Source organism: Acinetobacter sp. YH01018 (genome assembly GCF_013420295.1).
GTDB lineage: Bacteria > Pseudomonadota > Gammaproteobacteria > Pseudomonadales > Moraxellaceae > Acinetobacter.
Window position 1 is genome coordinate 23,924 of the sequence record NZ_VOYL01000014.1, and the last position, 20,261, is coordinate 44,184.

General features: G+C 43.3%; 21 protein-coding genes. 7 read left to right on the forward strand and 14 right to left on the reverse strand.

Features of this window, described 5'->3' with window-relative positions; translation table 11 throughout:
- Positions 1-182: 182 nt before the first annotated feature.
- Entirely contained in the window at positions 183-794 is a 612-nt protein-coding gene (locus FTT83_RS06905; RefSeq protein WP_180043160.1) for an SPOR domain-containing protein, read from the forward strand.
- Between the two features lie 201 nt (positions 795-995).
- On the opposite strand, the gene asd is transcribed toward FTT83_RS06905, so the two are convergent.
- From asd to pncB, 3 genes are all read right to left on the reverse strand, one after another.
- Positions 996-1,847, reverse strand: coding sequence for an archaetidylserine decarboxylase (asd, locus tag FTT83_RS06910; protein WP_180174302.1), 852 nt, complete (start codon positions 1,845-1,847; stop codon positions 996-998).
- On the reverse strand, positions 1,844-2,692 hold the full coding sequence (locus FTT83_RS06915; protein WP_180174301.1) for a sulfurtransferase: 849 nt from the start codon (positions 2,690-2,692) through the stop codon (positions 1,844-1,846). Before FTT83_RS06915 ends, asd begins: the two co-directional genes overlap by 4 nt.
- A gap of 113 nt (positions 2,693-2,805) precedes the next feature.
- A complete protein-coding gene (gene pncB, locus FTT83_RS06920) occupies positions 2,806-4,011 on the reverse strand; it encodes a nicotinate phosphoribosyltransferase (RefSeq protein ID WP_180174300.1) in 1,206 nt (401 codons plus the stop codon).
- 358 nt (positions 4,012-4,369) lie between these two features.
- On the opposite strand from pncB, the gene dtd reads away from it, so the two are divergent.
- Positions 4,370-4,810 carry a D-aminoacyl-tRNA deacylase gene (gene dtd, locus FTT83_RS06925; protein WP_180174299.1) on the forward strand — a complete coding sequence of 147 codons (441 nt, stop codon included), beginning with the start codon at positions 4,370-4,372 and terminating at the stop codon, positions 4,808-4,810.
- Between the two features lie 134 nt (positions 4,811-4,944).
- On the opposite strand, the gene FTT83_RS06930 is transcribed toward dtd, so the two are convergent.
- The 4 genes from FTT83_RS06930 to serB all read right to left on the reverse strand — a co-directional run bounded on the left by FTT83_RS06930 (position 4,945) and on the right by serB (position 7,552).
- Positions 4,945-5,424 carry an SCP2 sterol-binding domain-containing protein gene (locus FTT83_RS06930; RefSeq protein ID WP_180174298.1) on the reverse strand — a complete coding sequence of 160 codons (480 nt, stop codon included), beginning with the start codon at positions 5,422-5,424 and terminating at the stop codon, positions 4,945-4,947.
- A 148-nt stretch (positions 5,425-5,572) separates the two neighbouring features.
- Positions 5,573-5,908 carry an AciT family ciprofloxacin tolerance protein gene (gene aciT / locus FTT83_RS06935; protein ID WP_086196574.1) on the reverse strand — a complete coding sequence of 112 codons (336 nt, stop codon included), beginning with the start codon at positions 5,906-5,908 and terminating at the stop codon, positions 5,573-5,575.
- A 99-nt stretch (positions 5,909-6,007) separates the two neighbouring features.
- Positions 6,008-6,241 (reverse strand): hypothetical protein, encoded by a 234-nt coding sequence (locus FTT83_RS06940; protein ID WP_180176470.1) that lies wholly within the window; start codon positions 6,239-6,241, stop codon positions 6,008-6,010.
- A gap of 90 nt (positions 6,242-6,331) precedes the next feature.
- Positions 6,332-7,552: a phosphoserine phosphatase SerB gene (gene serB / locus FTT83_RS06945; protein ID WP_180174297.1), complete on the reverse strand. Its 1,221-nt coding sequence runs from the start codon at positions 7,550-7,552 to the stop codon at positions 6,332-6,334.
- A gap of 77 nt (positions 7,553-7,629) precedes the next feature.
- Between serB and FTT83_RS06950 the strand changes: the two genes are divergently transcribed.
- The gene (locus FTT83_RS06950; RefSeq protein ID WP_180174324.1) at positions 7,630-8,883 is read left to right on the forward strand and encodes a hypothetical protein; all 1,254 of its coding nucleotides are present in this window, start codon (positions 7,630-7,632) and stop codon (positions 8,881-8,883) included.
- Positions 8,884-8,978: 95 nt separating this feature from the next.
- Here the strand turns inward: FTT83_RS06950 and FTT83_RS06955 are convergent, their stop codons facing one another.
- The 3 genes from FTT83_RS06955 to mhpT form a co-directional block, all read right to left on the reverse strand.
- Complete coding sequence (locus tag FTT83_RS06955; protein ID WP_180174296.1) at positions 8,979-9,923, reverse strand: bile acid:sodium symporter family protein; 945 nt, start codon at positions 9,921-9,923, stop codon at positions 8,979-8,981.
- Positions 9,924-10,021: 98 nt separating this feature from the next.
- Positions 10,022-10,657 (reverse strand): bifunctional nicotinamidase/pyrazinamidase, encoded by a 636-nt coding sequence (gene pncA / locus FTT83_RS06960; RefSeq protein ID WP_180043173.1) that lies wholly within the window; start codon positions 10,655-10,657, stop codon positions 10,022-10,024.
- A 283-nt stretch (positions 10,658-10,940) separates the two neighbouring features.
- A complete protein-coding gene (gene mhpT / locus FTT83_RS06965) occupies positions 10,941-12,146 on the reverse strand; it encodes a 3-(3-hydroxy-phenyl)propionate transporter MhpT (RefSeq protein ID WP_180043151.1) in 1,206 nt (401 codons plus the stop codon).
- Between the two features lie 722 nt (positions 12,147-12,868).
- Between mhpT and dapA the strand changes: the two genes are divergently transcribed.
- Genes dapA through purC form a run of 3 tightly spaced genes read left to right on the forward strand, consistent with a single transcriptional unit; the run spans position 12,869 to position 15,143 of the window.
- Complete coding sequence (gene dapA, locus FTT83_RS06970) at positions 12,869-13,768, forward strand: 4-hydroxy-tetrahydrodipicolinate synthase (protein ID WP_086196578.1); 900 nt, start codon at positions 12,869-12,871, stop codon at positions 13,766-13,768.
- Positions 13,769-13,781: 13 nt separating this feature from the next.
- Positions 13,782-14,387 carry a lipoprotein-34 precursor (NlpB) gene (locus FTT83_RS06975; protein ID WP_180043150.1) on the forward strand — a complete coding sequence of 202 codons (606 nt, stop codon included), beginning with the start codon at positions 13,782-13,784 and terminating at the stop codon, positions 14,385-14,387.
- Positions 14,388-14,423: 36 nt separating this feature from the next.
- Positions 14,424-15,143 carry a phosphoribosylaminoimidazolesuccinocarboxamide synthase gene (gene purC, locus FTT83_RS06980; protein WP_086196580.1) on the forward strand — a complete coding sequence of 240 codons (720 nt, stop codon included), beginning with the start codon at positions 14,424-14,426 and terminating at the stop codon, positions 15,141-15,143.
- Between the two features lie 342 nt (positions 15,144-15,485).
- Here purC and FTT83_RS06985 read toward each other — a convergent pair whose 3' ends face one another.
- Positions 15,486-16,760: a replication-associated recombination protein A gene (locus FTT83_RS06985; RefSeq protein ID WP_180043149.1), complete on the reverse strand. Its 1,275-nt coding sequence runs from the start codon at positions 16,758-16,760 to the stop codon at positions 15,486-15,488.
- A gap of 158 nt (positions 16,761-16,918) precedes the next feature.
- Positions 16,919-17,371 (reverse strand): YcgN family cysteine cluster protein, encoded by a 453-nt coding sequence (locus FTT83_RS06990; protein ID WP_086196582.1) that lies wholly within the window; start codon positions 17,369-17,371, stop codon positions 16,919-16,921.
- Positions 17,372-17,563: 192 nt separating this feature from the next.
- On the opposite strand from FTT83_RS06990, the gene FTT83_RS06995 reads away from it, so the two are divergent.
- Positions 17,564-17,722: a DUF1328 domain-containing protein gene (locus tag FTT83_RS06995; protein ID WP_180043148.1), complete on the forward strand. Its 159-nt coding sequence runs from the start codon at positions 17,564-17,566 to the stop codon at positions 17,720-17,722.
- A 178-nt stretch (positions 17,723-17,900) separates the two neighbouring features.
- Here FTT83_RS06995 and murJ read toward each other — a convergent pair whose 3' ends face one another.
- Both murJ and ampD read right to left on the reverse strand, forming a co-directional pair.
- Positions 17,901-19,451 carry a murein biosynthesis integral membrane protein MurJ gene (gene murJ / locus FTT83_RS07000; RefSeq protein WP_180174295.1) on the reverse strand — a complete coding sequence of 517 codons (1,551 nt, stop codon included), beginning with the start codon at positions 19,449-19,451 and terminating at the stop codon, positions 17,901-17,903.
- A gap of 75 nt (positions 19,452-19,526) precedes the next feature.
- A complete protein-coding gene (ampD, locus tag FTT83_RS07005; protein ID WP_180174294.1) occupies positions 19,527-20,102 on the reverse strand; it encodes a 1,6-anhydro-N-acetylmuramyl-L-alanine amidase AmpD in 576 nt (191 codons plus the stop codon).
- Between the last annotated feature and the right edge of the window lie 159 nt (positions 20,103-20,261).

Genomic DNA, 20,261 nt, shown 5'->3' on the forward strand with positions numbered 1-20,261 from the left:
TGAAGTGGCGATGTAATAATTAATGCCTTTGTACAGCAATGTTACTCGCAGCAAAAGTCATGTTTGTGATCATCTAAACTTAGTTAATGATTTATAGACAATAGGGTAAACAAGGTGTTATCTAAAAATAACACCTTGTTTTAAATAAATTTAAATTAAAAATAATACACGAGGAATCCCACGTGTTTGGAAAAACGCAGCGCGGTGTCTCTGAGCGACCGAATAAGCCGAAAAAGCCATTGATTCCTGCATGGCTGGGAACGCTGGTGGTTATTTTAATTGTGTTGAGTTTTGCCGTAGCTTTGATGCTGTGGAAACCGTGGGCACCGGTTAAACCGAAAAATCAGATCAGTTCTGAACATTATCAGGAAGATACCAACAAGGACTATCGTTTCTACGATTTATTACCACAACAGCAAGTGACACCCATTCCAGATCAGGCAGTTCCTGAAACTAAAAATTCAGAAACTGTAGTGATTGTTGAAGCTCCAGAAACAGAAACAGCTGCTCCGGCTGAAACAGCCGAGCCAGGTCTGGAAAGTTCTGAAGCACCTGTTGCCCACCAGCCAAGTTATATTTTGCAGGTGCGTAGCTATCCCGATCCAGATAGTGCCGATGCACGCCGTGCCGAAATTATCCTGAATGGTCTGTCTGCAGATGTAGTAAAATCGGTTGAAGGTGGTCAAACCTGGTACCGGGTAATTTCTGGGCCTTATGATTCTCAGGAAGCTGCGATGATTGCACAGCAAACCTTGCAACGCAGTGGTATTGATTCGATTGTGGTGAAACGTTAATTTTTAGACATTAAAAAGCGCCTTATTTAAGGCGCTTTTTTATTTTGACCGTCCTAAATCCTTTCCTTGATGAAACATCCCCCTTAACAAAGGGGGACTGAGGGGGATTGATATAATTCAAGAGGTAAAATAATCCCTCCCTTACGCACTCGAAATATATTTCGAGGATGCTTACCTTTAAAAAAGGGAGGTTAAAAGCATTTAAACCGTATGACCTAAAGCCTCGCCCATCATCACAACAGAATTGGCTTTAAACATCGGGTCCCATTGCATTTTATCTTTTTCAAATAGCACCACAGCGGTTGAACCCAAATAGAAACGGCCCAGCTCTGCGCCTTTTTCCAGAAACAGGTTGTGCTGGTTGAGTTCCAAATGTCCACTCGGTTTGACCTTACCGGTAGCTACCGTTTCAATGCCTGCAACAATCATGGCACCCACTAGAACTACCGCCATACGCCCCAGTTCAGTATCAAACAGACAGACCATACGTTCATTACGCGCAAACAGGCCCGGAATATTTTCCGCAGTGGTTTGATTGACCGAGAACAATTCCCCTGGCACATACAAGGTTTCAGTCAAAGTCCCGGCAAAAGGCATATGAACACGATGATAATCTTTAGGTGATAAATACACAGTCGCAAAATGGCCATTTTTAAATGGTTCTGCCAATTGCGGATCAGCAATCAGTTTTTCCACCGAAAAGCTTTGCCCTTTGGCCTGAAAAATATCGCCTTCTTCAATCTTGCCCAGCTGTGAAATGGCGCCATCGGCTGGTGACACAATACTATGCGGATCGGTATCGATTTGACGTACACCCTCTTTTAAAGAGCGGGTAAAAAACTCATTAAATGATTTGAACTTCAATGCATTGCTTTGTTCAGCAATCGACATATCAATTCCATACTGGGCTTTAAAAGCCTGAATCACGGTATTTTTGATAATCGGATGTTCACTGGCAGCCAGTTTACCCACGACACGTGATAATTGGTGTTGTGGCACAACACGTTGTGCTTGAATAAAAATTTGTTTTTTTAAACGTGATGTGAAGCTCAAGATGGTAACTCTCCGGTAATAATCGGACTGTCGAGGCGGTTGCCCCATTCACTCCACGCACCATCATAAGCCTGTATCTTCCAACCGAGCAATCGGCCCAGAATATAGGCCAAACCCGAACGGTGATGTGACTGACAATAGACCACTACAGGTTGTTTTAAATTGAAACCCAGTTGTTCCAAGCGCTGTTGAGTGCGTTGTAAAGGATGCAATTTTAAATGATTTTCACGATTTAGGGCAGTACTCCATTCAAAATGTCGGGCATTTGGAATGTGACCGCCGCGTCGCGCTGCAAGACGAAGACCGGTATATTCATCTTCGGTGCGGCAATCCCACAATTGAATGCTGTTATTTTGGACTTTTTCTAACAGCTCTGCATATTCAATACGGTACTTTTCGATATTGGTCTGGTTAATGTCCACCAGAGGCACTACGGGAACTAATTTTTCCACTTCTGAAGAAGTAGGCAAACCGGCTGCCAGCCAGGCATGAATGCCGCCATTCAACAAGCTGGTATTTTCAAAACCCAGACAATGCAGGTTCCAGATCAGACGCCCTGCCCAAGCCCCACCTTCATCATCATAAGCCACCACATGATGTTCCGGAGAAATATTCAGATATTCAATCAGGGCTTTTAAGCCTTCTACATCAGGCAACAAACCTGCAGCCTGCTCTTCTTGGCGTACCAGCTGCTTCGGTTGCACATGAATGGCATGCGGAATATGCAATTGATCGTAAACAGAACGACGGCTTAAATCGACAATGCGTAATTTTTCATTGCCTAAAAACGGAACCAGCTCTTCTGCTTCTATCAGCAGAGCAAAATTAAATGCAGATACAGTCATACTTTTTTCGTGTTTTGTTTAGATCAACATGGACGATCTTAGCATAAGTCATTTTCACTATTATGCTGATTTTTTGCATTGGTTTAGCAAAAAATCAGCTATAGCCATCATGATTATTCTGTTTCGCTGAGATTAAATACCTGACGTAAATAGGCCAGGAAGGTATCATTATCGGTCATGGTTTTGCCTGGACTGTCGGAAATTTTTGCTACCGATTGACCATTGCATTCCACCAGTTTTAACACAATATTGAGTGGGGTTTGTCCCAAGTCATTGGTTAAATTAGTGCCTATACCAAAGCTGACCTGAAAACGGTCTTTAAAGTATTGATGCAGGCTCCAGGCTTTTTCCAGATTCAGACCGTCACTAAAGGTCAGCATCTTGGTTTTACTGTCAATTTTTAATTTCTTATAGTGCGCATAAGCTTTATCACCCCATGCATAGGGATCCCCACTGTCATGACGCAGACCGTCAAACAATTTGGCAAAATACAAATCGAAGTCACGCAAGAACGCATCCATTCCTACCACATCGGTCAGGGCAATCCCTAAATCACCACGATATTCCTGCACCCAGGTTTCCAGTGCCGCTTTCTGAAAATCGCGTAAACGCACATCAAGAGCCTGAAAGGCCTGTAAAAACTCATGTGCCATGGTTCCGATCGGAGTAATTCCCAATTCTTTCGCAATCAACACATTGCTGGTACCACGGAAAATATTCGGTGAGGCTTGGTTAAATACCTCAATCACATGCTTTTGCCATGCAAAGCTATAACGACGACGCGTACCAAAATCAGACACCAGAAATGGTGGTTCATGAGGCTTCAGTTCTTTTTCATAATGCTTTAACAGTTCGACTTTGGCTTGCAAACAGCGTTCACCTTCTGCCAAAACTTCATCACTGCGAATACGCATGAAATACAGTTCATTGACAATGGCCAGAACAAAAATCTCAAACATCATGGCCTGAACCATCGGGCCTTCAATCCAGATGTCCAGACGGCCTTGTTCATCAATGCTGGCTTTAATAAAACGACGTTTCAGCTGGAACAGTTCCAGATAATCAACAAAGTCACTTTTGATAAAACGTAAACTGCGAAGATAGAGCAGCTCATCTTCTTTAAACTTAAGCTGGCATAAATAGTCAAGTTGCTGATTCAAATCATCCAGAATATCCGTCAGTGGATAAACGGTATCCTCTAAATTACGGCAACGAAAATGATAAACACTGTGCGTTTGAGGAAATTTATGCAATACCACCTGTAGCATGGTGAATTTGTACAAGTCGGTATCAAGCAAAGATTGAATGATTGGGGCCATATCTAATGAAATTTCGCTGTGCTGACTGCATTAAAACACACTTTTTATCTTGATATTGCTAGTTTTGCGTACAGCTGGACCCGTCAACGCAATAGAGTAAGGGCTAAACCTCCTTCTTATTCAGCCATAGAGTCATATTTCATTTCCTATGAGCGGCTGTGGGTCATGACTCTCACATTTGCATCTTCATATCCAGTTTCGTTAAAGTCTGCTTGGGTTTATTCATGCAAAGATAGAGCAAAATATCTTTAACCAAACCTGATGATTCTGTTGAGATATTGTGTGTATTTTAAAGCTTAAATTTCTGCCTGTTTGCTACAATGCTGCGGATAAATTGAAGATTTAAATTGGTTAAGTTATGCGTGCATTATTGCAACGGGTTCTAGAAGCAAAGGTTGTGGTGGATGGTGAAACCACCGGACAAATTGAAAAAGGCATTTTGGTTTTTCTGGGATTAGCTAAAGAAGACAATCTGGAAAAAGGCAAAAAGCTGATCGACAAGATATTGAAATACCGTTTTTTTGATGATGAACAGGGAAAAATGGGCTGGAATGTGGCTCAGGCCGGTGGTGGAGTATTACTAGTGTCGCAATTTACATTGATGGCACAAACGCAAAAAGGCTTGCGTCCGGACTTTGGTCCAGCCATGCCACCGGGTGAGGCAAAAGCTTTATATGAAGCCTTGGTCGACTATGCAAAATCTCAATTTGAAAATGTGCAAACAGGTATTTTTGCCGCCGACATGAAAGTGCATCTGGTCAATGATGGCCCGGTGACGTTTAATCTGGAAGTTGAATAAGGCGACAATATTGCCATCACAAAAAAGCCCTCGATTGAGGGCTTTTTTGTTTTAATCCTTCCCTCTTGCGAACTCAGAATATATTCTGAGGATTCCCACCTTTTTAAAAGGAGGAGAACGAAAGATATAAAATCTTATTTACCAGTCTTTTCACGAATGAATGAACGTACCAGTTTCACTTTTTCTTCTACCGGTTTAGGTAGTTTTGGTGGAATCAGTTTGGCAACCTTGTTAAACCAGACCAAAAGGCCAAAATCGCCTTCCATTTTAATCGTGCCATTTTGCATGCCAGTCATGAACGCGCTTGGATCACCTTTCATTAAGGTTTTTACGCCCTGTTCACTGTCTGCGAACTGCAAAATGAAGTCCGCTTTTTCTGCATCGCCTGCTACTGTGTCAATTTGCCCATTATTTACAATAATTTGACGTGCAAAGCCCAGATCAGTGCCAATTTGGATACGGAATTGACGTTCATGAACCAGTTCAATAAATTTTGGACTGGTACGCGCCAACTGTTTCATACGCAAAGCTAAGCCCGCAACTAACAAATCAAGCGGATCCGTGCTTACATCGACCAGTGGTAATTTTACGACAGGAATCGAAGATAGTTTCATGACATTTAAGCCTATTGTAATTGTTGGAAAATTGACGACTTATCCTACCATAACTTGGGTTTTTTGAAGTAAGGCTTTGTATAACAATAATCAATAAAAAAAGATGTGCCGCAGCACATCTTTTTTTATTGATTATCAGTTTTTCAAATTAACGGCTTGAGTAGTGTTGCTGCTCATCATCATAGACTGGTGTATGTTCAATATAGCGACGTTTGGCTAAAGCGCGTTCTGCACGACGATCTTCGCGGATTAACAGCAGGGTTAAAATTCCCATGACCGACATTAACGCCGTCAGGTAACTGTATCCCATCGGTAAATCAAACGCCAGTTGAGTACTAAAGCGAATGGCTTCAATCAAGCCCCAAAACAGCATACCTGCAAACATAAAGCTTAACAAACGACGATAAGGCGAGAAGAAAACAGCTATCAAAGCAGCGGCAATCAAGCTTAAGCCTATGATGGTTGCTAAATTCGCTGTAACCATAAAAACCTCCGTCCTATAAAGGATGTTGACACTTTTATATGGGTCTAAATCAAATCCCCGATAGCGTGAATAAATGCTGAAATATATTTATATCAATTTCTATGCAAGCATTATGCGGAGTTTTTTTAAGAAAAAAAGTCTTGTATTTTCAGCAAGCGACATACCTTGTCGCAATATTATTTTGTCATTACATTTTTTTATTTTTAACTTTTTCTGGAAATAAGATGGGCTCGGACTTGCCGTGTCATTACAAAAAAATAATGCATTAAAAGCATTAAAAAAATATTTTTTACCAATGGATAGATTGGTGTTTTGATCGGCAATTTCAGCCAACCGTTCATCGTAATTTCACTATTTTGACCACAAAAAAACGCGACATCAATGTCGCGTTTTGTCAATAACATCCACCGTTAGACTGAACCATTAGGCACGGCTCAGGTCTTTATCATGTACACCTAGAAGATATAACACCCCATCCAGACCCACACTTGAAATCGCCTGATTGGCATTCTGGCGAACCAGAGGTTTGGCGCGAAAAGCCACCCCTAAACCGGCAATCGACAGCATTGGCAAGTCATTGGCACCATCACCCACGGCAATGGCCTGTTCCAGTGAAATATCCATTTTGTCTGCCAATTCACGCAGCAACAAGGCTTTGCGAGCGCCATCCACAATATGACCCTTGACTTCACCTGTGACCACGCCATCTTCCACATCCAGAATATTGGCATGGACTTCATCAATCCCCAATTTTTCTTGCAGGTATTCGGCAAAATACTGGAAACCACCGGAAAGAATTGCAGTTCTATAGCCCAACGCTTTCAAGGTTGAAATCAGGCGCTCTGCCCCTTCAGTCACGGTCAGACGCTCGGCAATTTTAGGTAAAACAGAGGCATCCATACCTTTGAGCAAAGCGACACGGGCGCGGAAACTTTGCTGGAAGTCCAGTTCACCTTGCATGGCACGTTCAGTGATTTCAGCCACTTGCTCACCGACACCGGCTTCAATGGCCAACTCATCAATCACTTCCTGTTCAATCAGGGTCGAGTCCATATCGAAGCAGACCAGACGGCGATTACGACGGTAAGCATTATCTTCCTGAACCGCCACATCGACACTCAGTTCACTGGATAAACGCAAGCAGGCGGCACGCATGGCAGTGGCATCGAGCATTTGTCCTTTGAGGCCAAATTGTACGCAAGAGCGTTTTGGTCCTTCAACTGTGCCATTGAGTTCCGGGCGGCCCGACAAACGGGTCACGGTTTCAATATTAAAACCCTGGTTAGAGACGATCTGGGTCACGGCCTGCAAATGTGAGGCGGTCAATTCAGGTGCCAGTGCCGTCACGATATAACGGGTCTGCCCACCTTCACTCACCCATTGATCATATTCTGATGTAGAGATTGGTTTAAAGCGCACTGTTAAGCCAATATCATGTGCTAGAATCAGAATCTCCTTCATGGCTAATGCTGTAGCAGTTTGGTCATCTGACGAAACAACAATACCTAAAGTCAGTTGGTTGTGGATGACGGCTTGTCCAACGTCCAAAATTTGTAACGAATGTACGGACAATACCTGCATTAATCGTGTAAATTGATTAGGCTGGTCGGGTCCCAAAAATGATATAAGAATGATTTCTCGCATGAATTGACTCGGATCTGAGCTACAACTATTGCTAGAATCATAATCGAATTTGAACATAAATGCCTTGGAAGTTTACGTTGAATGCGCCTAGACAAGGGCTATTTGCTAGCCTACTGATTGTAAGTTTTGCTTTTCACACCTTTTTACTGGTACTTGCGACGACGCATCAGCTGAATGCTAACCGCGCCAGTCAGGGACAGCTGATGACCTCACAACTGGTCACAGACAGCCTGTCCGAGCTGGAACCGGCCAATACGGTGTCATTGGCTTTACTGGCCGACCGTTATGCCACCAACCCGAGTGTGGCTTCTATCCGTATTTTGGATGCGAACAATCAGGTACTGGCAACAGGCGGTTTAACCAAAACACGCCAAGGTGAAGTGTTTGTTCGTGAAGCACTGCAAAATGAAAAGAAAGTGGGCAGTATTGAAATTACCCTGATTCAACCCAGTATTGGAGAAATTTTACGTACCCAATGGCTGGCCATTTTATTATCGCTGCTGATTCATGGCTTGTTATGGTTGGCTTACCGTGCCATTGCCCGTCCAAGCCGTACCGAATATCTGGCACGTATCAATAATGAATCACGCCTCAAACATGAAATTCAAACCCTGACTCAGGCTTTGGAACAAGAACAGCACAATGCCGCAGTCGCGATTGCCCAGGCACAGAACAATGCTCAGGCCAAAGCTAAAATCAAAGAATCGAAACCTGTGGTACTGGATGACAAGTGTATTGCCTTAAATATCCAATTTTATGACCCTAAACAGCTGATGGATTCGGTCAATAAAACCGTTTCCATCCCCTATTTCAATCTATGTCAGATTTTCCTGAATAAAACCACTGAACTCTGTGTGCAACACTACAAGTTAAACAGTTCAGACATCACCACGGTGCATAAATTTGATGAACACGGCGCAACCATTAGCATGACGGTAGAAACACCAAATGCAGTGCCTTGCCTGGTGATGATCAGTACCGTGTTCCAGCTCTTGTCCGATGTGCTGTACAAACGTTATCGTGAAGAAAAACGTTTTGTGTTGCAGACCCGCAGTGCCATTTCCAGCCACGTTGAGGCCATGCAGCTCAGCCCTGTCCAGGCAGCAGAACGTCTGGTACAACAATTGACTGCCAAGGAAAGTGCTATTCACTTACCGAATGAGTTGCTCAAGCAAATCTCGGATTGTTACCAGCTGGTTAGCCTGCCGAATCCAACCAATGTACTGACCCGTCATGCCTTTATGATGAACGGGATGGACAGCGAAGTGGCGGAACTGGCACAAACCTTTAGAACCGAAATCTTAAAAGCCAAACAATCCAAGGCCTCTTAAACTTAAGGTATAAAAAAACCGAGCTGAACTGCTCGGTTTTTTTATCTCTAGGATTCTGTGCTGAAGTACAACTGTGCTCAACAGAGATATCTTGATCATTCTTCTATTTTATCTGTCCTGCTTGCCCAATAACTCGCTAATGCAGGACCCGAAATATTATGCCATAAACTAAAAATGGCACTCGGTACGGCAGTAAGTGGTGAGGCAGCAAAATGCACTGCAGCCAAAGCCACGCCTAGACCCGAGTTTTGCATGCCGACTTCTACCGCAACTGCTTTACAGTCTGCATAGGGTAATTTAAACAAACGGCTTGCCCAAAAACCCAATAAGTAACCCAAACCATTGTGTAGGGCCACCACGCCCAGAATCAATAAACCAGATTGCAAAATTTGTGTCTTACTTCCTGCAATAATGGCCGCCACAATGGCCACAATCGCCAGCACTGAAATGAATGGCATCACCTGAATATAAGAGTCCACTTTTGATTTCAGGACAGCCCGAACAATTAAGCCCAGAATGATTGGAAACAGCACCACCTGAAGAATCGAACCCAGCATCGACAGGGCATTAATTTCAATCCACTGGCTGGCCAGAAAATAAAAAATTGCCGGTGTTAATACTGGCGCTAAAAGAGTCGAAACCGAAGTACAGGCAACCGATAACGCGGTATTGCCTTTGGCCATATAGGTAATCACATTGGATGCTGTGCCGCCCGGGCAACAGCCGACCAGAATTACCCCAATGGCAATTTCAGGGGGCAACTGAAACAGCTTGCACAACACATAGGCCAGTCCCGGCATCAGCGCAAATTGTGCGACCACACCAATCCCCACGGCTTTGGGACTTTGCACTACCCCTTTAAAATCATCCACGGTCATGGTCATGCCCATACCAAACATGATGATTCCCAGCATCCAGGTAATATAGGCTTTAAGCCAGACAAAGGCTTCCGGGAAAATTAAAGCAATAGCGGCAAATATTACTACCCAAAGGGCAAATGTTTTCTGAATAAATTGGGTAAAGCGCAAAAAAGCAGACATACAATACATCCAATATTTATGCTGTTCTGATCTGGAGAGCAGGTTGTACCATATCTATTCAGCAAAACAGCAACTTTATTCAGCTTGATCCTGTTTTTTCAGGAGATATGGCGTTGAACGATATCCTTCATCAAAATACGCTTGACCCCTGCAGCGAGCATATCTTGCCAGGCATGTTGCAGTGAACCGTGTAAATCGATGCCCTTGGTGGCATCGGAAATCACATAGCTTTTAAAGCCCAGTTTACAGGCATCTATTGCGGTCCAGGCCACACAAAAATCTGTGGCAATGCCGACAATAAAAACCGTATCAATGCCACGTTCTTTTAAATAGCCAGCCAAACCGGTTGTGGTTTTTTGATCTGCTTCCAGAAAAGCTGAATAGCTGTCGATATGGGCATGTGCACCCTTACGGATGACCAGTTGGGCAGTCGGTAAATGCAGATCCGGATGAAGTTCTGCATCAGCAGTGCCTTGCACACAATGACTTGGCCACAGGACTTGCGAGCCATAATCTAGCTGAATCATCTCAAAAGGTGTTTTACCAGAATGATTCTCGGCAAAGGAAATGTGATTTTCTGGATGCCAATCCTGGGTAATCACAATATTGTCAAAATGCAGCCCCAACTGGTTGATGTTCGGAATAATCTGATCAGCATTGGCCACAGCCAAATTGCCTCCCGGCGTAAATCCTCGTTGCACATCCACCACAATCAAAGCCGCATTCTGCATTATTTTCATCCCTTGAAATATCAATTTACGCCCAAGCATAGCGCAAAATAGTAGAGGATTTTTAGCGCTGCCGATAAAAATAGAATGACTGTTCATTCGGATTAATCTTGGAATCAGTTCCATATCTGTATTATTTTGCAATGCATAATAAATTAGGAAATCGCTTTGATTTCATCGCAAATGATAAGCAAAAACAGAAAATTCCCCCTATCAATACCATGATGATTTTTTAAATTCTGAGCATTAAAAAAGCCTGCAAATGCAGGCTTTTTTAATCTTTTCAGTATTACACCTTGGTGCGGTTCACCAGGATCAGCATACATACTGCAGAGATAATGATACATGGAATCGCTGCAGTAATAACGCCTGCTGCACCGAAACCTGCAGTCAGTAACTGACCTGCAATCACAGGGCCAAGCATTGCACCGATACGGCCTACTGCAGAAGCAACACCTACACCGGTACCACGTACTTCGGTCGGATACACGATACTACCGAAAGCATACAGTACACCCTGACAGCCAATCACGAAGGCACCTGCCAATGCTGCAGCCATATACATCTGGCTCAGCGAGCTTGCACCGTTCAATGCCAATAGGCCTGCCAAAATACCACCGTACATCAACACAATCACGTAGGCTTTTTTCCAGCGGTCGGTCAACATACCCAAAATTACAGTACCAATCGTTGCAGTAACCATAAAGTAGAACTGTGCAGTTGAACCGTCTTTGCGGGTGAAGCCCAGCTCCATAAACAATGATGGTAACCAGCTCAGCATGATGTAAACCACCATCAGCGTGAAGAAGTAGCTGACCCAGATGCACAGGGTACGTAACAGGTTATTCGAGTTAAACAGATCCTTGAATGAACCTTGTGGAGCAGCGGCAAGTTCAGCTGCAGTTTTGTTCTGTACTTTCAGGTATTCTTTCGACTCAGGCAGGAACAGCATCATCAGTGGAATCACGAAAATCGGTAATAAACCGCCCAGGTAGAATACATTCTTCCAGTTGGCACCGAATTCAGTTGCGGCAATTAACGACAGAATCGCAGCACCGACCGGCATACCACAGTACATCAGGCCCACGGCACGACCACGGTTTTTTGGCGATACAGCTTCAGAAGCCAGCGTGATCAGAATTGGCATGGCACCACCCAGACCGGCACCCGCCAGGAAACGCACAGCCAGCAACGTGTTAAAGCTGTTTACCCAAACTGTACATAAAGTAAATGCGGCAAACACTGCTGTCGACCAGATCAGGACTTTCTTACGACCAATACGATCTGCAAATCGACCGCCGACCAGTGCACCAGGCAGTAAGCCTAAAATCCCTGCACTGAAAAACACACCCAATTGCGAGCTGTCAAGACCAAAATGCTCACGAATACCCGCGGCTGCAATACCTGCGGCCTGAATATCCAGGCCCTCGATCACCGCGATCAGAAAACAGATCGCTACTGTGATGACCGCGTGCTTGTTATCTGATTTTTCCATTGGAATATCCTTGTTTCAATCAGCGTTGTTCATAATAAAGTCGCAATCATCTATGAGACTGGCAGCATAATTAACTACCAATAAGTTGAATAATTTACAGTTTATTAACAAAAATACTGGATATTTAAAGTTTTTCAGTACCAAATACACATAGTCGCAAAAACACTTAATCCGCTTAATCCGTACAAGAAAAATTCACATGATCTTGATAAATTCGATTCTAAAAATCATCCTGTGCGAAAAAAGTCAAAATGGAGTAATAGTTTTTATTAATTATTCTTCTAGTTTTTAATGATCATTTTGATAGATTAACTGTCTGGTTCATATAGCTTTAAAGTCTATACTGATTCTTATTAAATCTTAAATTCTGATGTTTTTACCCGGAATTATTGAGTTGATTGGGCCCAGCGCAGTTTTTTAAAATCAAAGTAAGCATTTTCACAGTCAAAAAATTGATCTTAAAGGATTAAAAACAGATTAGAATTTCAGGACACATCCTTTTAAAAAAATTACCCTGGTTATATTTGTGCTGTTTTTCACTTGCTTTTCATAAAGTTTTTAGATGGTTTGACTAAAGCATATTGTTCTTCACCGCTTGTTCGTTCATAATTTGCATAAGCATTATTCAATTGGCTTGAATTTGCTATAAATCAAAATACGTAACCATCCACATCTCTGTTTTTCTACCCCAGTTGGATGGCCAAATAGGATAATTTTTTAAAATGACTCAGCAAGCACAGATCATTCAAGGTTCAATTGTCGCAATCGTCACCCCGATGTTTGAAGATGGCAGCGTAGATTGGAAGGGTCTAGAAAAGCTGGTTGAGTGGCATATAGAACAAGGCACCAACAGTATTGTGGCTGTAGGGACCACAGGTGAAGCATCGACTCTAAGCATGGCTGAACATACCCGCGTGATTAAAGAAATCATCCGTGTAGCCAACAAACGCATTCCTATTATTGCCGGTACCGGTGCAAACTCGACTCATGAAGCCATTGAGCTCACCAGAGAAGCAAAAGAGCTCGGTGCAGATGCCGCATTACTGGTTACGCCTTATTACAACAAGCCTACACAGGAAGGTTTATATCAGCACTACAAAGCGATTGCTGAAGCTGTTGATTTGCCTCAAATTCTGTATAACGTCCCAGGACGTACCGGCGTGGACATGCTTAACGAAACCGTGATCCGTCTGGCCGATATTCCGCAAATTGTCGGTATTAAAGATGCCACTGGGGATGTAGCGCGTGGGAAAGAACTCATCGAAGGATTAGCCGGCAAAGACATGACTGTTTATTCTGGCGATGATGCGACTGCATATCAATTAATGGGACTTGGCGCTAAAGGCAACATTTCTGTCACTGCCAATGTCGCACCGAAGGAAATGAGCCTGATCTGTGCTGCAGCACTCGCAGGTGATGCAGAAGGTGCTGAAGCTTTAAATAATAAAGTTGCAAATTTACACAATATTTTATTTTGTGAATCTAACCCAATTCCTGTGAAATGGGCACTCCATGAAATGGGCTTAATTGGTACCGGTATTCGCTTACCATTAACTCCTCTTGCAGAACAATATCGTACCCCGTTGCGTGAAGCACTCAGCGCTGCGGGTGTCATTAAATAAAGAGCACAACATTATGCAATTACGTTTCGGTTTAACCCTTGCACTTTCGGCATTCAGTTTAGCGGGTTGTAGTTCCATGGGAATCAGCAATGGTTCACTGGACTATAAAAATACAACAACCCTTGAACCTGTGAAATATCCGGAAGGTTCAATGGTTCGACCGGCAACGCCGTTGTATCCAGCCCCAACCATTGACCCGCTGGCGATTGAGCATGCACCCAAGCTTGAAAACAAGCACGGTAACCGCTTTGCTCTACCCCGTCCCGACAAGGCGCAAAGCAATAGCGCTGCCGATGCTCAACAAGACAGCACAAATATCGGTCGTCCACAGCTGGTTCGTGATGGAAACCAAAATCCACTGCTCAAAATAGACGGAAATTCTGCTACAATTTGGCAGTACACACTTGCCACCCTCAGTAGCCTCAACCATAGCATTGTTGGTCAAAGTAAAAATCGTTACGAAGTAACCATTAAGATTGATCAGCAAATTTATGTATTAAGACTGACCTCTGTAGGCACAAGTAACAACTTAGCTGTATTCAATGCCGATAACAGCTTTGCAGACCAAGAAAAAGCTGCAGAACTGTTAACCCAGATTTACCAAAATTGGCCAGCCTAGTCGTACTAGGCATTTTTTTTTGAAAAAGGTTCCCCCATGTTGAAACAAACCTTGCTCTATACTGGTAAAGCGAAATCTGTTTATGAAACAGATAGTGCAGATCACCTTATCCTAGTTTTCCGTGACGATGCTTCTGCATTTAACGGCGAAAAAATCGAACAGCTGGATCGTAAAGGCAAGGTGAACAACCGTTTTAACGCCTTCATCATGGAAAAATTGGCTGCAGCTGGCATTGAAACTCACTTTGAAAAACTTCTTTCTCCAACTGAAGTTTTAGTGAAAAAATTGAAAATGGTTCCAGTTGAATGTGTAATCCGTAACTATGCTGCCGGTTCTTTATGCCGTCGTTTAGGCGTAGAAGAAGGTAAAGAACTGGTTCCACCTACTTTCGAATTGTTCTTCAAAGATGATGCGCTTGGCGATCCAATGGTGAATGAATCTCAAGCGATTGCTTTAGGTTGGGCAACTGCTGAACAATTGGCACAAATGAAAGAACTCACTTACAAAGTGAACGAAGTGCTTAAAGGCTTGTTCGATGCAGGTAACATGTTACTTGTAGACTTCAAACTTGAATTCGGTGTATTCCACGACCGTATCGTACTGGGTGATGAATTCTCTCCAGACGGTTGCCGTCTATGGGACAAAGACACCAAGAAAAAACTCGACAAAGACCGTTTCCGTCAAGGTTTAGGCGGTGTTGTTGAAGCCTATGAAGAAGTTGCTGCACGTTTAGGTATCGACCTTTCTGATATCTAATTCGTTCATCGAATTTCAAAAAACCGGGCTGTTTAGCCCGGTTTTTTATATCTCCAAAAATCGAAAAAACAGATTTAATTAATAAAAATGATCGTTTTTACAATATTGGTTTTTTTACTTAATATCTCTTATATACCAGGCAACAAGAGGTTGAAGTCAATGACTTTATAAGCTCCTGCTTACCGACCAAAATTTTTAGTTTACCCTCTAGGATGTATCTCCCCTAAGACATCCTATTTTCAGCCCAATCCGTCCTATGGATTGGGCTTTTTTTTACATTTTTTCATCTGAAAAAACTTAGCATGAAAGAAAATGCCTCAGCGCCTGGAATCATCTTGACTGTTATTGCTGTTGTTGCTGTTGCATCCAGCGACGCTGTTGCAGTTTTTCTCCTTCCACTTCGCGCTTGTTCCGTGCAGATTCGTATAGCTTGGTGCCTTTTAATTCAGGTGGCATATACTCTTGCAGAACGAAATGCTCTGGATAATTATGCGGATAGAGATAATTCACACCATAGCCCTGCTCTTTCATGAGCTTGGTTGGTGCATTGCGTAAATGTAGCGGCACAGGCAAGTTTGCAGTTTTTTCAGCCAGGTCGAGTGCCTTATTAATAGCAAGATAAGTGCTGTTACTTTTGGCACTGGTCGCCAAATACACTGCACATTGACCGAGAATAATACGACACTCCGGCATGCCCACAGCCTGTACCGAACGGAAACATTCGCCTGCCAGAAGCAAGGCATTCGGATTGGAATTGCCAATATCTTCCGAAGCGGCAATCAGCATACGACGGGCAATAAACACCGGATCTTCGCCGCCTTTTAGCATGCGCGCCATCCAGTACAGCGCTGCATCCGGATCACTGCCGCGGATGGATTTAATAAAGGCAGAGACCAGGTCATAGTGCTGCTCACCCGATTTGTCATAACGGGCAATATTCTGCTGCGCCACCTTGACCACAATGGCATTGGTGATGATATTTTCCAGTTCCGGTTCAAAAGTACTGGCAATTAAATCTAGAAGATTAAGCGCCTTACGTGCATCTCCAGCCGCAAATTGCAGTAATGCTTCGTATTCTTCAATTTGGATATAACGCTCTTTTAAAAAGGCATCCTGCTGTATGGCATTATTCAATAAAGTTCGAATTGACTCATCATCCAGCGCATTTAAGGTATACACCTGACAACGCGATAACAAGGCATTGTTCACTTCAAAAGAGGGATTTTCTGTGGTTGCTCCAATTAAGGTAATTTTGCCTTTTTCTACTGCATTCAATAAGGCATCTTGCTGTGACTTGTTAAAACGGTGAATTTCATCAATAAACACGACCGGGGTCAATAAATCGCCACTTTCGGCAATCACTTCACGCAGTTCTTTTACTCCGGTATTGAGCGCCGATAAACTGATAAAGGGCCGATCCACGGCTTGAGCCAAAAGCAAAGCAATGGTGGTTTTTCCAACGCCTGGTGGCCCCCAAAAAATGATGGAAGGTAAATGGCCCTGATCAATCATTTGACGTAAGGGGGCACCTGCTCCCAATAAATGATCTTGCCCGATAATTTCGGACAAATCACGCGGACGAAGTCGTTCAGGGAGTGGAATATGGCTCTCAGACATCTTGTTATTTCTTTACTGTACTTAAACTAAGTCTACTATGTAATTTTAATATCGCGCATTTCAAATGAGCCGATTTACAAAAAAATCGCTGTATCAGGTCGGGGTGAGGATGAAATTTGCAAATTTTTTCAGCCAAAAATTATATGATGAACAGGAAATTAACGCACCCAACGCACAATATATTCCTCAAGATCATCTTCATTGACTTCTGTTTCGGAAATACAACGGCCTGCTGCCGATTTGCGCGCCTTGATCACACTGTCACGTGTTCCTGTATTTAAATAATGCCAGGCAGGTAGACTCTTACCTTCTTTTAAACGGCGATAAGCACAGCTCGGCGGCAGCCAATGAATAGTGGCTAATTTTTCTGGTGTGAGTTGAATACAATCCGGCACATGGTCAAGTCGCTGCTCATAATTACTACAACGTGCAGTTTTGCAGTCTAAAAGTTTGCAAGCCACCTTGGTATAAGCGACTTCTTGCAGTTCTTCATCTTCTAATTTGATTAAACAGCAGAGACCGCAACCATCGCATAATGCTTCCCATTCGGCAGGATTAAGTTCAGTTAGAGCATATTCTTTCCAAAATTGTGGGCGTAAGGATTCGGTCATAGCAAGGCAAAAATTAGCAAATGAAGCCTATTATAACCTGTGCATGATTACAGTCCATAAACGTGATTATTACTTTAAATCATCGATTTGCCGTCAAACTGAACATTTTTTAAACATAAGCATAACACTGCTGGAAATTTTCCGCCCCTATACTGAATCTACTTTGAAAATAACAACACATGGAGAAAGCTTATGTTCCGTTGGGCGATTATTTTTGCAGTGATTGCACTGATTGCAAGTCTACTAGGTTTTGCTGGCGTCGCAGGATTATCTAAAGATTTTGCGGTTATTTTACTCGTGGTTGCCGTTATTTTAGCAATCATCGGCTTCCTCTCCAGGGGAAGAGTTTAGTTGAATGAACTCCACTTAAAATATCTCACTTGATCAAAAAAAAGAGCCTATTCAGGCTCTTTTTTCATATCCGATTTTTTATTCAGCTTTCTATTATCTACCTAGCAAAAGAACCGAATCAAAAATTAAATATCTTTTTATCTAACTTATCTCACCGTGTAGAGTTTTAAGATAAAAATTAAGGTCGTAAATGGCGTGGTCTAAAGCCGGTGACCAATAAACCAATCGCATAAGCCACCACACCAGCGACACATAAACCAATCACTTCAAGAATTCGCATCCACTGCGATACCTCTCCATTGTACCAACTGAGACCATACCACAGTACAGCAATCATCGCGGCATTCGCCACTGCATATTGTAGAAACAGCTTTTTCCAGTGTCCGGCAAAGCGGAAAATATTGCGTTTATGCAGATAGAAATACAGCATACCGGCATTGACCAAGGCCGAACCTGAAGAAGCCAGGGCCAAGGCCATATGCTCTGCATGCCAATCAATCAGTTTAAAGAAACCAATAAACACCACGTTTAAAATGGCATTCGCTGCCACGGCCATCAAGCCAACACGCACAGGTGTGCGGGTATCTTGCTGAGCATAAAAGCCCGGGGCAAAGACTTTAATCAGCATGAAGGAGATTACCCCGGCACTCATACATTGCAGGGCCAGCGCAGTCATTTCAGTATCTTGCAAGGTAAATTGCCCACGCTGGAACAATGCCTGAATAATTGGAGTAGACAGCATAAATAAGGCGATGCTGGCAGGGATACCGACCAGCATGATCACTTTGGCAGCCCAGTCAATCATGCCTCTAAATTTAACCTGATCCTGTTCGGCATGACGTGCAGAGAGTGAAGGTAAAATTACCGTACCAATCGCCACACCGATCAACCCCAAAGGCAATTCCGTCATCCGCTCGGCACTGTATAACCACGATACCGAACCATCCTGCATGAACGATGCCCAAATGGTGTTGAGCAATAGATTAATCTGGGTGACCGAGACACCAAACAGTGCAGGAAGCATCAATTTCATGATGCGTTCTACACCTTCATGTTTAAAATCTACTTTAGGCGGAATTAATAATTTTTTACGCCACAGCTCTGGAATTTGAATCACCAGCTGTAAAATACCGGCAATCACCACAGCCCAGCCGAGTGCCATAATCGGTTCGGCCATATAGGGCGTTAGCCACCATGCGCCTGCAATCATGGTAATATTCAACAGTACAGGCGAAAAAGCCGGGGTTGAAAAAGAACCATAACTGTTCAGGATACTGCTGGCAAAAGCCGTTAACGACATAAACAGCAGATAAGGAATGGTCAGACGGAACATGTCTGTCGCCAAGGCAAATTTTTCCGGGTCATCATGGAAACCGGGCGCATAGATATACAGCACCGCAGGTGCTGCCACCATGGCAATAAAGGTCAGGGTGGTCATAAAGGTGGCCAGACAACCAAACACCCGACTAATCAGGATTTGCACTTCTGCATGAGTGCGCGTGGTTTTATATTCGGTTAAAACCGGAATAAAAGCCTGTGAAAATGCACCTTCGGCAAATAAGCGCCTGAAAAAGTTGGGAATACGAAAGGCCACCACAAAGGTATCGAAATCTTTACCTGCACCAAACACATTCAGCAATACCACATCTCGGACTAAGCCCAGCACCCGAGACAACATGGTCATTGTACTAACAATAAAGGTCGATCGCCAAAGCGCCATCGTAACCACCCAGTGAAAAAATTAAGTCGCTATTGTAATGAAACTCCACATGGAGTTTCGTTGTTTAATCATAAAGCCCACTTATTATTGATGGATTTTATGCTGCTGCAATAAAGTTCTGAATTTGACCCAGTCAAAAAATGGGCCCGGATCGGTTTTACGTCCAGGCGCAATATCGGAGTGACCGGCCAAATGCTGCAAAATTTTGGGATAAGCCGCTTGCAATGCAGCGGTCACTTGCGCCAACGCCACATACTGCACCTCGTCAAAAGGCAAATCATCACTGCCTTCCAGTTCAATGCCAATAGAATAGTCATTACATTCTTTTTTGCCCAGGTAAATGGAACGTCCGGCATGCCAGGCCCGATCATTAAAATTGACAAATTGCAGCACTTCACCACTGCGTAAAATCAGCAGATGGGCAGAAACTTGCATGCCTTCAATGCTTTGAAAATAAGGATGTTCTGACCAGTCCAGTTGGTTCTGAAAAAACTGTTCAATATATCCCCCACCAAACTGTGACGGCGGCAGACTGATGTTATGCACCACAACCAGTTGAATTTCGGTGTGTTCGGGACGTTGATTATAATTTGGGGAAGGTACTTGCCTGGCACCGATTAACTGACCGTCGATGACCTGAAAAAAGGGGGCCTGTTGCATAGTCCAATCCTGAGTCCTGTTCGCATAAGCTGATGATTTTAGCGCAATCCTAAAACTTTAAACTTAAAATCTCAAATTCCGCAGCTAAAATCGCTGGAAAAAAACATTTCTTTTAAATGAACAGTGCTAAAATAACGCGCAATTTTCATGGGTTAAAAA